Here is a 12752-nt window from a genome sequence, read left to right on the forward strand (position 1 = left end):
GTCCTTTTTTAGTGTTGGGCTTGAAGGTATTATATTGACCTTCGTTATATAGGTCAATAATGACCTTGACGCATTTTAAAGGATTAAGACATGGCTCGCATTCCCGAAGCAGAATTACAGCACCTGAAAACCGCCGTTCCCTTAGTTGCCATCATTGAGCAGCAGGGGCGGCAGCTCTTTAAGCGCGGCAAAGACATGACCGTGCTGTGCCCGTTCCATCAGGAGAAAACACCCTCGATGGTCATTACGCCAGCGAAAAATCTCTACCATTGTTTTGGCTGTGATACCGGCGGGTCGGTGCTGGATTGGGTGATGCAAACCGAGGGCTTAAGCCTGCGCCATGCCGTGGAGCGCCTGCGTGCCGTGCTGGGGCACAATCCGGCCGTGGAGCCGCTGGTGCAGCCTGCGGAGCTGGCCGATGAGACTGTCGGGCAACAGGTGTTGCTGTCACGGGTGGTTGCGTTTTATCACCATACGTTGCTGAATGCGCCGGAAGCGCAGGCGTATCTGTCCAAACGGCGGCTCAACCATCCTGAACTGGTCAGCCATTTTAAGCTGGGCTTTGCCAACCGCACGCTGGGCTACCGGCTGCCACCGAAAAAAGTCAAAGCGGGCGAGGAAATCCGCCGCCGCCTGACAGCCGCCGGGGTGTTGCGGGAGAACGGGCGTGAGCATCTGCGTGGCTCGCTGGTTGTGCCCGTTATCGGTGCTGAGGGGCAAATCCATGAGCTGTACGGGCGCAAAATCGGCGACGACCAGCGCCAGTCCATTGTCCGCCATCTGTACCTGCCGGGCGCCCATCAGGGGGTCTGGAATGCGGCGGCGCTGGGGGCGTCCAAATCGCTCATCCTGTGCGAATCGCTGATTGATGCGATGTCGTTCTGGGTCACCGGACACCGCAATGTCACGGCCGCTTACGGGGTGAATGGCGTCATCGCGGATCACTGGCAGGCGTTTGAGCAGCACGGCATTAAGCAGGTGCTGATCGCTTTCGATAATGATACCGCCGGCAATGATGCCGCGGTCAAACTGGCGGCGGAACTGGTTGCCAAAGGCATCACGCCACTGCGGGTCGTGTTCCCGCCGGAGATGGATGCCAACGGGTATCTGTGCCAGAGGGCGGAACCCGAAACCGCCTTTGCCCTGCTGCTGGAGAGTGCCGTGCCGATGCCGGATGTGGCGGGTATGGTCGCCCTTGCGCGCCAGACACCTGAGCCGGACACGGTGCCAGCCCCCGCTTCCCCTTTAGCCGCTGAACCCGCGCCCGGCGTGACGCCGAATGTGGTGTGTGAGTCCGGTGATCATGGCGAGCTGCTTATCTCCGTCGGCACCCTGCAATGGTGCCTGCGCGGGCTGGGCGCGGTCAAAGCGGGCGCGGTTGCCATGAAGATCAATGCGCAGGTGCTGGACAGGCAAAGCGGTGTGCTGTTCGCCGACAGCGTTGATCTGATGAGCGGGCGCTCACGCCAGAGTTACGCCCGGCTGGCTGCCGCAGAGCTGGGCCTGGCCGAAGGCGATATCCGGCGGGCACTGGGTCAGGTGTTACTGGCGGTCGAACAGGGGCAGCAACAGCCCGCAGACACCGCCCCCAACGTACCGGAAATGGGGATCGCAGAACGGGAAGCGGCACTGGCGTTACTGCAAGACCCCTACCTGACCGCACGTATCACCGCTGACTTAGCCGCCTGCGGTGTGGTCGGCGAAGCCACTAACTTGCTGGCCGGTTTTTTGGCGGCGGTGAGCCGAAAGTTACCCAAACCGTTAGCGGTACTTATCCAGAGCAGCAGCGCCGCGGGAAAGAGCAGCTTAATGGAAGCGGTGCTGAACCTGATCCCGTCAGAAGAACGTATCCAGTACAGCGCCATGACCGGCCAAAGCCTGTTTTATCTGGGCGAAACCAATCTCCAGCATAAAATCCTCGCCATCGCCGAAGAAGAAGGGGTGCGGCAGGCGGCCTATGCGCTCAAGCTGTTGCAGTCAGACGGTGAGCTGACCATGGCCAGCACCGGCAAGGATGAGGCCACGGGTAATCTGGTCACCAAAAGCTATACCGTCAAAGGGCCGGTGATGCTGATGCTGACCACGACCGCCATTGATGTGGATGAAGAGCTGCTCAACCGCTGTCTGGTGCTGACGGTCAATGAATCCCGCGAACAGACCGAAGCGATCCATGCGTTACAGCGCCAGAAGTGCACTGGCTGGCCTTAATGATCTTGAAGCGAGCTTAAACAAAAAAGACAGGGCACTGAGAAAAGCCGAATTTGATAAGGCAAGAGAATTTATTCAAAGTGCGGAAAAAGGCGGTGGTGTTGATGCTCAAGTTAGTAAAACTTTTTTAGTTAAGGGAACTGCCCATGAACGTGTTGATATTGAGGTAACTACGGGGAAAGCTTTTGTCTCTGATTCCGATACATCTCTAGGTAGGAACTGTAAATGATGTTTGAGAATTATTTAAATGATGAGCAAATTTATTGTGAGCTTGAACAATATTGGAATAGCTTTTTCTTCAATATAATCAATGGTAGCGGAGATGAATGGATAGTTCCCTATTATAATACGTCTTATAATAATGGATTGAAATTTATGGATGCTAACCCTATTTTTTCTGCAAAATCTAAGATAACTGATAAATCTATAAAGATAATTCAAGAGCCGTTAGAGGAGCTAGATAGTATCCAGTACTGGGTGGACTCCAATGGAAAGAATGAGTTGGTTATCATTTGCTCTTTTTCTGAAAAAAACTTATCAGACGTTAAAAATCTAATTAAGAAATGGCTTAAAAATCTACTTAATTAGATAATAAAAAGCCGGAAAGATCCCCGTGATCTTCCGGCTTTGTTCTTTTAAGAGCTGCTCACTCCCTGCCCTTAGTTGCTGTTGTAATCGCCAAGCAGCTCGCGCATCCTGAGTTTGATCTCACTGAGCCGGTCTTGCTGGCGCTGGTACTGTTGTTTAATGGTGCGGGTGTCGTCGCTGTCAGGGATCAGTACCAGACAGCCATCCATGATTTTGACGGTGAGTGTGCCACCAATATCAAAGCCTGCTGCCTTAAGCCATCTTCCTGTTAAATTTATCGCGGGTCTGGGGTTCGGCCTGCCGTTTTGCGGCACGTATCCCACGGTGTAATAACGTTCTGTTTTTGCCGCTTTATTTACGGCACGGTTTTGCCTAGAATGCGCCTTAGCCATCATTAACTACCTCAAATAGTTGGTTGTGGTTAGCGTTTTGGTTGTGCTCCAACACAGCCAGAACGCGTTAAATCTCAGCGTGTTACATTAATTGCCTGTTTAATTTTCTCTTGTGTGATTGCCATGTCCAGAATGCGGCAAATCACATCCTGATCTTCTGCTTTTAACCCGTCAACTTGCTTACACAACTCTTTTAGTCTCTTGTTTTTAATATCAAAAACGGGAGCGATTGCACCTTCTTCACCCAGCAGTAAATGGTCAATACTGACTTCCAGTAACTGCGCCAGTTTAATGATGTAATCAAACTGGGGCTTAACCTGTCCCTGCTCCCAGCGTCCGACCATCCGGGGCTGGATATCTAGCAAATTCGCCAGTTCTATCTGTGTAAGCTGTCTGGCCTTGCGCAGTGTGGCAAGGCGTTTACCAAAATCAGTCATAAATGAACAAAGCCAGTTAATGTGTTTGTTCATCATGATAAGTGTCCTTTTTTAGTGTTGGGCTTGAAGGTATTATATTGACCTTCGTTATATAGGTCAATAATGACCTTGACGCATTTTAAAGGATTAAGACATGGCTCGCATTCCCGAAGCAGAATTACAGCACCTGAAAACCGCCGTTCCCTTAGTTGCCATCATTGAGCAGCAGGGGCGGCAGCTCTTTAAGCGCGGCAAAGACATGATCGTGCTGTGCCCGTTCCATCAGGAGAAAACGCCCTCGATGGTGATTACGCCAGCGAAAAATCTCTATCACTGTTTTGGCTGTGATGCGGGCGGGTCGGTGCTGGACTGGGTGATGCACACCGAGGGTCTGAGCCTGCGCCATGCCGTGGAGCGCCTGCGTGCCGTGCTGGGGCACAATCCGGTCGTGGAGCCGCCTGCGGAGCTGGTCGGTGAGACTGTCGGGCAACAGGTATTGCTGTCACGGGTGGTTGCGTTTTATCACCATACGTTGCTGAATGCGCCGGAAGCGCAGGCGTACCTGTCCAAACGGCGGCTCAACCATCCTGAACTGGTCAGCCATTTTAAGCTGGGCTTTGCCAACCGCACGCTGGGCTACCGGTTGCCACCGAAAAAAGTCAAAGCGGGCGAGGAAATCCGCCGCCGCCTGACAGCCGCCGGGGTGTTGCGGGAGAACGGGCAATAGACGCATTATCGAGTTTGCAAACACTGATGAGAAAACGGCTACCGTCCCTGTCATAGCCTGAGTTATACCAAGGTAGTGATAGACCGGTGTAGTGATAAGGAAACAGGGTGCGGATGACATCATGGCGCGGACAAATGAGTCCATAATGACGCCGGATATATGGTCGCAAACCGTATCAATTTAGTGCTTGCACAACCCGGCGTCCATATATGGTCAAGAAATGCCTGGGAGCCGAACATGAAAAAGATCGTGGCACATGTGTTTGGTGACCGCCGCAGGAAAACGTTAAAAAACCACTGGCACTTCTGGCTCCTTTCAACATTCAGTGCTACTGCACAGATGACTATGTTGTCTACGATTGCCTTCCTGCGGAGAAACACCTCACAGGCAAGAAATTTACCCAACGCATTGAGAGAACGAATCTCACTCTGCGCATCAGGATAAAAAGGCTGAACCGCAAAACGATAGGTTATTCCAAATCCGAAGCAATGCACGATAAAGTGATAGGCACGTTCATTGAGCGTAACTATTATATTTCATAACAAATCTAACTATTGGATTCATGACCCATTGAACCGCCTGCTGACAAATGAAGGCCAGCCAATCTTATTTAACGTGTATAAATTACCAGTATTTAATTTCTTTTTATGATTATTCCATTACATAATAATTCAGGCACATTTGATTACCCTAAAGCTATCATAAAATCACGTTAGCAACTATTTATCTAGTATATTATTTGTTTACCATGTTTTTCTATTTGAAATCAAAAAAAACATGGGTACAATTACTATACTTTTTAGTCATTCAGAGTGTTTCTGTATAACTCTTTTGATGCTAAAGGTTAGAAATAGGCATTTATTTTATCTTGTAAACCGCACTTAAGATATCAAATAGTAATTGTATAACAATCTCTTGTATGTAATAAGTGATGTGGTGTTGTCTCCATAATTCAAGATATACCTTCATAATATATTGTAAATTCTAAAAATATCAGGCTGCTGTTGGAAAGGCAGAAGGGAGTGTTTTTTTGCCTGGGTTTATCAGTGCCGTGATGCAAGATGTGGCGATAAAAGTGAAGTTGTAAAACTCATAAGGAATAATATCAATTGGTTGATTTTAAAGGTTAAAATTCCAAGGCCGTTTTCTCATATCAAATTTGATTATGAAGGGGGGAATGATGTTTTTCCGTGGTGTCAACAAAAGTAATATGATTATTTTTTCGTTAATACTGGGAATTGCTATTTTATTTTTTTCTTTTGAGAACAGCAGATTAGGGATTATTGCTTACGCTGATAAGCATTGCCAGAGAAATACAATCTGTTTGATTGATATGAATAAAATTATTCCTTTTGACTGGGACAAAATGTATATCATCGACAAAGGCATCGCACCAGAGGATATTGAAAAAATTATCGGGATAAATTTTAATTATGAAACCAGCCTTTTTTATAAAATTATTTTTGTCAGAGATCAAAAGGTGATTTATTCAGATGAGTATCATCCACCAGATGAGTCTTATATGAAAAAATTTATTAAGCCTAATTTTTATTATCCCAATGAAAGAAAAGGAAGTTATTTTAGCCATTATGCTATTTCTAAGGATAACTCCATTCTTTCAGTGAAAATTGAAAATGAACCGCTTATGAGTGATAAAATTTATTACAATATCTTCCCTTCTAATGCACAGCAAATTAGAGGGAAAGAGCTATAAATCTATTGGATGATAAAATAAATACAGGATTGGATGCAGGCCGTGTTTTTACACGGCCTGCATTTTTTATTTATTTTTTCTTATGTCTATTTTGTTGTTTTTAGAAGGCTTGCGAGATTGACTTTTGCTATTTGGCCGTTTCAATGGTGGTGAACTGTTCTTGTCAGCTAAATTTCCTGTTGTATTATTTTTCGCATTGTCTTTCACTGTTTCTTGCTTATTGTTTTGTTCTTGCAGAAGTTCTTCCAGAGCACATATAATCTTTATGTTTTCTAACGTGCGAGTTAATCCTTTTATCAGACGATTATCTTTATCTGCTTGAGCATATTGGAGCTGTTTTTCCAACGTTTTTTCCTTAACCTCACATCCCGTTTTACCCCGGTTTGCATAGGCAACACTCATACTGAAAACGATCAATACAGATAAGATCACTGTTTTCGACATCATGAATTATTCCTAAGATTTTGAGATTGTTTATCTGAAATTTTATACGCTGATCTTGCTTTGATCCTGAAAATCCCTCTTAGTGCCTATTCAGTATTTTTCTGCGCAGCAGTAAGACAAGGAATGTCAGATTGACGAACTGAAGGTCATGCTCCCAATAATTAGATCTTGTGATAAACTCCCTACTTTTTATTATGGGTGAGATAGGGCTAAAGTGGATGTGGTTTGTCGTTACTGTCACAAAATAGAAGCGGTTAAAGGATATGGAGGAAATGTTCTGAACTAGGTTCGAAAAATATTCTGTTGGTGAAAGCAAAAAAACAGTTTTATCCCTATGGCATAACTGTAACCGATGTTTTTAGATTGATTTAATATTGCCCAAAAGGAGGAAATTAAATAGAAATAGTAGTAATTACTCAAGTATCACCATTAGATGAGCTTAAAAACAGAGTTTGGTCACGCATTAAATCCATTGATTAGCACTCTGGCCTCATTTTATCTCCGTGGGATAATCTGTTACCCCACGCTATCAGCTCTTTTCGACTACATTTACTCTTTTTAAGATGCTATGACGGCAGCTACTTTGTTACTATGCTTTGTCGTGTTTTAGTGCTCGTACAATGACTTGTGGGGTAATTCGTGGGGTAATAAAGTGATTTATTCGCCTTGTGTTAAACTAAAACTTATTAAAAATCAATAGGAAATAAATTAATGCTAAGTTATCGCCACAGCTTCCATGCCGGCAACCACGCTGATGTGTTAAAGCACGTAGTACAAAGCCTGATCATTGAATCGCTTAAGGTAAAAGAAAAACCTTTCCTGTATCTGGATACTCACTCTGGCGCAGGCCGCTATCACTTGAGTGGGGAACATGCCGAGCGTACGGGAGAGTATCTGGAAGGTATTGCCCGTATTTGGCAGCGTGATGATATCCCCGAAGAATTGGTGGCGTACATGGATGTTGTGAAAGCGCTGAACCCACAAGGCTCTTTACGTTATTACCCAGGTTCTCCTCTGATTGCCCGTCATTTATTACGGGAGCATGATGAACTTAATCTGAGTGAATTGCATCCCAGCGATTATCCTTTGTTGCGTACGGAATTCTCCCGCGACAGACGTGCCCGTGTCCTGCGGGAAGATGGTTTCCAGCAATTAAAATCAAAGTTGCCACCAAAAAGCCGTCGTGGGTTTGTATTGATTGATCCGCCTTATGAATTGAAATCGGATTATCAGAATGTCGTTCAGGGTATTCAGGAAGGGTATAAGCGCTTTGCTACAGGTACTTATGCACTGTGGTATCCCGTTGTTCTGCGTCAGCAGATTAAACGCTTGGTGAAGGGGCTGGAAGCTTCTGGTATTCGTAAGATTTTACAAATTGAACTTGGTGTTCGCCCTGACAGTGATCAACGTGGTATGACGGCATCAGGTATGATCGTCATTAATCCGCCATGGAAATTAGAACAACAGATGAAGGCTATATTACCGTGGTTGCATCAGGTACTGGTTCCTGAAGGTACAGGACATACATCAGTAACGTGGATTGTCCCCGAATAAGGTAAAGGTTCAGCGTGTGGCATCATTATTAAAGATATCGTTATTCAATAGATTACCTCTGAATAAACAGTGATGCGATATCACTCGATAGCTGTGGCCTATGGCAATAAGAGTTAGAATCGACCACCGTCAATGATAACTTTTTGTAATAATGACGTTAGGTTGAACTTTAGCAGTAACTTAATTGATTAGACGGAAGTGACCTAAGATGAGTAAACATTATAATTATATTGCAATTGGTGGCGGCAGTGGCGGCATTGCTTCCATTAACCGTGCAGCCATGTATGGGCAAAAATGTGCCCTGATTGAAGCAAAGGCATTAGGTGGGACATGTGTTAATGTAGGCTGTGTACCAAAGAAAGTAATGTGGCACGCTGCTCAAGTTGCGGAATCTATTCATCAATATGGCCCCGATTATGGTTTTGATACCACCGTTAATCATTTCGACTGGAAAAAACTCATTGCCAGCCGTACTGCTTATATTGATCGTATCCATCAATCATATGAACGCGTATTGAATAATAATAAGGTCGATGTCATTCAAGGATTCGCCCGTTTTGTTGATGCACATACTATTGAGGTTAATGGCGAAAAAATCACGGCCGACCATATCCTGATCGCGACAGGGGGACGTCCTGTGCGTCCAGATATTTCCGGTGCTGAATATGGCATTGATTCAGATGGTTTTTTCGAGCTTAATGAAATGCCGCAGCGCGTTGCTGTGGTAGGCGCTGGCTATATTGCTGTTGAAATCGCGGGTGTTTTGAATGCGCTAGGTAGTGAAACGCATCTGTTTGTCCGTAAACATGCACCTCTGCGCTCTTTCGACCCTATGATTGTGGAAACACTGTTGGAAGTCATCAAAAATGAAGGGCCGACATTGCATACAGAAGCAATATTGCAGTCTGTAATTAAAAATCATGATGGTAGCCTGACAGTTAAATTGCAGGATGGTCGAGAGCAAGTTGTTGATACGCTTATTTGGGCGATTGGGCGTGAGCCGATGACAGATGAGCTGAATCTGGACGCAACAGGTGTTGAACTGAATGAAAAAGGCTATATTCAGGTCGATAAGTATCAGAATACCAATATTAATGGTATTTATGCAGTTGGTGATAATACGGGCGCAGTAGAATTGACGCCGGTTGCGATAGCAGCAGGGCGTCGTTTGTCAGAGCGTCTGTTTAATAACAAACCAGATGAGCATCTGGATTACACCAATATACCTACAGTGGTGTTTAGCCATCCGCCAATTGGCACTGTAGGTTTGACGGAGCCACAGGCAAAAGCTCAGTATGGTGAAGATCAGGTTAAGGTTTATACATCGTCATTCACCGCAATGTACACCGCAGTGACGCAGCACCGTCAGCCATGCCGTATGAAGCTGGTCTGTATAGGAGCCAATGAGAAGATAGTTGGTATTCACGGTATCGGCTTTGGAATGGATGAAATACTGCAAGGTTTTGCGGTTGCGCTGAAGATGGGGGCAACGAAGAAGGACTTTGATAATACGGTTGCTATCCATCCGACGGCGGCGGAAGAGTTTGTAACTATGAGGGGTTAATGTAGGAATCTTACCTCTATACGTTTGTGCTACTAGAAAATACTCACTAGGTTAGACATAATCTGGCCTAGTGTAGCTATAGACCGACCAGCTTTTAAGGTTGGGTTTGATAATCCAATAGCTTTAATGGAGCTGTTAGAACACCTAGTTATGTTGTTCCGTATCGGATTCAGGTAAGGAGGTGATGACGTTTTGTAATGCCTTTTGAATTTCTTCCTTTTCTCCGCTTCTTTTGGTCGAAAGCCGTAATAATGGAATGCCTAACTTAAGCAGAATATTGTCTTTTTTCTGATCCCGTTGCCTCTGCTTAGAATCGAGAGTATGGAAACGGTAGCCATCTACTTCTATTGCAAGCACAGGGAGCTTGTCTAGCTTATTGAAAATCAAAAAATCTATGTGGCTATTCGGATGTTGTCCAAATCTCTTTTCAATTTCTGTTAATACTCCGAAATCACTTATTAGTAAGCTTAGTGGGTAATTGTGCTTATATGTAAATGAAGTAAAAATCTCATCAGTAAGAATGTCATTTAATAGTGTAGCTGTTAGATTTTCAGAAAAGTGCCGCGATTTATTTGTGACGCGATCTTTAAATTCTTGTAAAACAGGTGAGTATTCACTGTATAAGCAGTCAAATATTGAGACTGTTTTACTTTCAAAAATGCTAGGCGACATGGATTGATATTCAATGTGACGGATTAAGTCACCAATATTAGTACCTTGTTTTTTTAGCAGATTGGCAGACATTACCATGATGAATTTCTCTTTCGCTCGTGAAACAGCTACATTGATCAGGTTTGGACTGTCGTTAAACTTGTCTGCCCAGCTTGCCGTTGGGCTGTATATGATAATGTTTTTCTCACGCCCTTGAAATTTGTGTGCGGTATCTATTTTTATTTCTTTTTTATCAATAATCTTACCCGCATTTTTAACTTGGGCACGATAAGGTGTGACAATACCAATTTTTATAGGATCTATATTGCGCAAGCTTTCCTCAAGTAATTCCAATTTAATAACTTCTAATTCACGAAAATTTATTTGACTTCTACCACTTGGATCTTTGCAAGTATGATGGCCTGGAGCTGTCTTTAGAATTTTAAATGGATCTTCATCTGAATTAGTCATAATGATCAGCTTACCGTTATAATATTTCTGATTACAGAAGTCTATGATCCGAGGGTGGCATCGATAGTGCTCTTTAAGTAGCGCGGAAGGTGCCCCCTTATCGAAGACCTTGTTTACAGATGACAATAGACTCTCAGTCAGATAACTATACTTATTTGGAATGCCAAATTTTTCATCAATATCGGAATGGGTAACTGTAAGCAACTTATTTGGAATATGAGGTATCTGCTGCAAATCACCCACGACAACCATATTTTTGGCGCATGCCATGGCTAACACTCCAGTAAGGAGGTTTACTTGCGATGCTTCATCTACAATGAGATAGTCAAATAGTTCATTGTCGGCTTTATTGTTAATGATTGAATCCGTTGTGCTTAGTACGACAGGAAAGCGCTTAACAAAATCATCAAAAAGATTTATCTTGTAAGACTTATGATTAAACTCAACTTGCTTAATTTTATGATGCGTTGAAAAAATATGGTGTTTTAATAGAGTAATCGAGCTATCGGTATACTGTCTTAGCAGCTCTTCGAATTTGTATTGATCCAACTTTTGGTCAATTAAACGTTTATTCTCTGTCAGTTCTGTTTTTTTTCTTTGATAATATTCAGAGATAAGCCTTTTAAGCAAGTTACTGGAAAGGACTTTGATATCCTTGAACCTATAGATTCCATATTTAAATAACCACTTAATTCTAAGTGGCCAAGACAGATTTTCGTTTATTGAAAAGTGCTCTATCTCAGCCATAAACCTCAGTAAATTTGGTGTTGACCATTTGTTACCAAAAGACCAGTTTGATGGATTTATCGGATCTACAGAGAAATGCTTATCGAAATACTTACTTTAAATATCAATTTTACTTATTAATTCTCTAATTTTTGCTTGTTCGTTTTGCAGTTCTAGCAACTCGGAAATCAGGTCATCTGTGGAAGCAATCTCTTGTCTTGTGTGCAGTAGTGCTCTTTCTGTAAGTTCCCAATGAGAAATTTCAGGAATATTATGTCTTTTAACAAAAAATTTTTCTTGTAAGTCAGCCTTTCCAAGGCTTGCAGCAATAAAGCCAAAGCCTTCTTTTTCTAACTTTTCATAAACATTACTGGTCGCTGCATTATTTCCGGCAACCACAGCTACCGTCTTATTTTGGCAGACTAAGTTTGCAATTATGTTGAGTATGGTTTGTGTTTTTCCTGTTCCCGGAGGTCCCTGAATGATGCTTAATTGTGATGTTAGCGCATTTGTAACTGCTTCACGCTGTGATGGGTTTACACCAAAAGGGAAAATGATAGACGACGAAGCCTTACTCTTTGGTTGGGCACTTTTTACAAAGTTGCTTAGTACTGAGTCATCTCTGATTTGATTTAATTTTTTCTCATAATAGTAGTGTACATACGGTGAGGATTCTTTCAAAAACTTGGCGAGGTATCTGTAATAATCAATAAGGTGCTTTGTTTCTTTCTGCTTAGCAATATTTGGTATTATTTCTACATCAGAAAATGGGAATTCTTCGATATATCCATTAGTGAAAAAAACCACATATTGGTTATCAAAATTAAATGCTTCATCCCATTTTTTATTTGATCCACTTCTTAATCTAACAATCGAGTTTTCTATATCAAGGGCTTCAGGGGACTCAAAAAAACGGACATTTGTTTTGTTATAGGGTAAGGTCTTCCCATCTAGGAAGGTGACGAGAGTTTTGCTACCTGATGGAGAGACCTCGACAACCCTTTTGGTTGTATTCTTGAATTCACTTTGCTTGCTTCTGGTCAGTACCAAGTACTTCCGCTCATCCATGCGCCGCTAACCCCCCTTTTTTGTAAAACAATATGTTGTAAAACAATATTAAGCTGTATTCTAACCCAAAAATTTCGGTTTTTTAAAGTTGTGGGTGTGAATTCAGATGGATATAGTGACAAACCTCATCTGTAAGCGCTCAAACTGCCCAATTTGATACATTACAGCCCTAGTATTTCAATGTTTTCTTTACTGAGCTGAGCAATATATACGTGTTAATGGGCTTTGT

Annotated in this window: 10 protein-coding genes and 3 pseudogenes; 8 read left to right on the plus strand and 5 right to left on the minus strand. The window is 43.5% G+C overall.

All coding sequences use genetic code 11. The annotated features are described in order from the left end of the window. Positions 1-90 precede the first annotated feature (90 nt). From ACE1SE_RS01070 to ACE1SE_RS01080, 3 genes and pseudogenes are all read left to right on the plus strand, one after another. A pseudogene (locus ACE1SE_RS01070) lies at positions 91-2196 on the plus strand (CHC2 zinc finger domain-containing protein); the annotation flags it as partial. Further along, on the plus strand, positions 2171-2437 hold the full coding sequence (locus tag ACE1SE_RS01075) for a hypothetical protein (protein ID WP_374052286.1): 267 nt from the start codon (positions 2171-2173) through the stop codon (positions 2435-2437). The pseudogene ACE1SE_RS01070 and the gene ACE1SE_RS01075, both read left to right, overlap by 26 nt. After that, a complete protein-coding gene (locus ACE1SE_RS01080; protein WP_238399295.1) occupies positions 2434-2796 on the plus strand; it encodes a hypothetical protein in 363 nt (120 codons plus the stop codon). Before ACE1SE_RS01075 ends, ACE1SE_RS01080 begins: the two co-directional genes overlap by 4 nt. Positions 2797-2867: 71 nt before the next feature. Here ACE1SE_RS01080 and ACE1SE_RS01085 read toward each other — a convergent pair whose 3' ends face one another. Continuing rightward, positions 2868-3188, minus strand: coding sequence for a SymE family type I addiction module toxin (locus ACE1SE_RS01085; protein ID WP_374053556.1), 321 nt, complete (start codon positions 3186-3188; stop codon positions 2868-2870). A 74-nt stretch (positions 3189-3262) separates the two neighbouring features. Continuing rightward, the gene (locus ACE1SE_RS01090) at positions 3263-3661 is read right to left on the minus strand and encodes a helix-turn-helix domain-containing protein (protein ID WP_099118142.1); all 399 of its coding nucleotides are present in this window, start codon (positions 3659-3661) and stop codon (positions 3263-3265) included. 97 nt (positions 3662-3758) lie between these two features. On the opposite strand from ACE1SE_RS01090, the pseudogene ACE1SE_RS01095 reads away from it, so the two are divergent. From ACE1SE_RS01095 to ACE1SE_RS01105, 3 genes and pseudogenes are all read left to right on the plus strand, one after another. Then, positions 3759-4325, plus strand: a pseudogene (locus ACE1SE_RS01095) (CHC2 zinc finger domain-containing protein); the annotation flags it as partial. 216 nt (positions 4326-4541) lie between these two features. Continuing rightward, positions 4542-4873, plus strand: a pseudogene (locus ACE1SE_RS01100) (IS1 family transposase); the annotation flags it as partial. A gap of 635 nt (positions 4874-5508) precedes the next feature. Beyond that, on the plus strand, positions 5509-6045 hold the full coding sequence (locus tag ACE1SE_RS01105; protein ID WP_374052287.1) for a hypothetical protein: 537 nt from the start codon (positions 5509-5511) through the stop codon (positions 6043-6045). 66 nt (positions 6046-6111) lie between these two features. On the opposite strand, the gene ACE1SE_RS01110 is transcribed toward ACE1SE_RS01105, so the two are convergent. After that, the gene (locus tag ACE1SE_RS01110; protein WP_374052288.1) at positions 6112-6492 is read right to left on the minus strand and encodes a DUF1090 family protein; all 381 of its coding nucleotides are present in this window, start codon (positions 6490-6492) and stop codon (positions 6112-6114) included. 708 nt (positions 6493-7200) lie between these two features. Between ACE1SE_RS01110 and ACE1SE_RS01115 the strand changes: the two genes are divergently transcribed. Both ACE1SE_RS01115 and gorA read left to right on the plus strand, forming a co-directional pair. Continuing rightward, positions 7201-8043, plus strand: a complete 843-nt coding sequence (locus ACE1SE_RS01115; RefSeq protein WP_374052289.1) for a 23S rRNA (adenine(2030)-N(6))-methyltransferase RlmJ — start codon at positions 7201-7203, stop codon at positions 8041-8043. Positions 8044-8251: 208 nt separating this feature from the next. After that, complete coding sequence (gene gorA / locus ACE1SE_RS01120; protein WP_374052290.1) at positions 8252-9607, plus strand: glutathione-disulfide reductase; 1356 nt, start codon at positions 8252-8254, stop codon at positions 9605-9607. Positions 9608-9751: 144 nt separating this feature from the next. Here gorA and ACE1SE_RS01125 read toward each other — a convergent pair whose 3' ends face one another. Both ACE1SE_RS01125 and ACE1SE_RS01130 read right to left on the minus strand, forming a co-directional pair. Beyond that, positions 9752-11476, minus strand: a complete 1725-nt coding sequence (locus ACE1SE_RS01125; protein WP_374052291.1) for an AAA domain-containing protein — start codon at positions 11474-11476, stop codon at positions 9752-9754. 96 nt (positions 11477-11572) lie between these two features. After that, the gene (locus ACE1SE_RS01130; protein WP_374052292.1) at positions 11573-12523 is read right to left on the minus strand and encodes an AAA domain-containing protein; all 951 of its coding nucleotides are present in this window, start codon (positions 12521-12523) and stop codon (positions 11573-11575) included. Positions 12524-12752 lie beyond the last annotated feature (229 nt).

The sequence above is a fragment of the Xenorhabdus taiwanensis genome (assembly GCF_036512875.1).
Lineage (GTDB): Bacteria > Pseudomonadota > Gammaproteobacteria > Enterobacterales > Enterobacteriaceae > Xenorhabdus > Xenorhabdus taiwanensis.

Coding starts and splice junctions, on each gene's coding strand:
- ACE1SE_RS01090 (WP_099118142.1), bottom strand. CDS start 3,661: ATGATGAACAAACACATTAACTGGCTTTGTTCATTTATGACTGATTTT.
- ACE1SE_RS01130 (WP_374052292.1), bottom strand. CDS start 12,523: ATGGATGAGCGGAAGTACTTGGTACTGACCAGAAGCAAGCAAAGTGAA.
- ACE1SE_RS01080 (WP_238399295.1), top strand. CDS start 2,434: ATGATGTTTGAGAATTATTTAAATGATGAGCAAATTTATTGTGAGCTT.
- ACE1SE_RS01075 (WP_374052286.1), top strand. CDS start 2,171: ATGCGTTACAGCGCCAGAAGTGCACTGGCTGGCCTTAATGATCTTGAA.
- ACE1SE_RS01110 (WP_374052288.1), bottom strand. CDS start 6,492: ATGATGTCGAAAACAGTGATCTTATCTGTATTGATCGTTTTCAGTATG.
- ACE1SE_RS01105 (WP_374052287.1), top strand. CDS start 5,509: ATGATGTTTTTCCGTGGTGTCAACAAAAGTAATATGATTATTTTTTCG.
- gorA (WP_374052290.1), top strand. CDS start 8,252: ATGAGTAAACATTATAATTATATTGCAATTGGTGGCGGCAGTGGCGGC.
- ACE1SE_RS01125 (WP_374052291.1), bottom strand. CDS start 11,476: ATGGCTGAGATAGAGCACTTTTCAATAAACGAAAATCTGTCTTGGCCA.
- ACE1SE_RS01085 (WP_374053556.1), bottom strand. CDS start 3,188: ATGGCTAAGGCGCATTCTAGGCAAAACCGTGCCGTAAATAAAGCGGCA.
- ACE1SE_RS01115 (WP_374052289.1), top strand. CDS start 7,201: ATGCTAAGTTATCGCCACAGCTTCCATGCCGGCAACCACGCTGATGTG.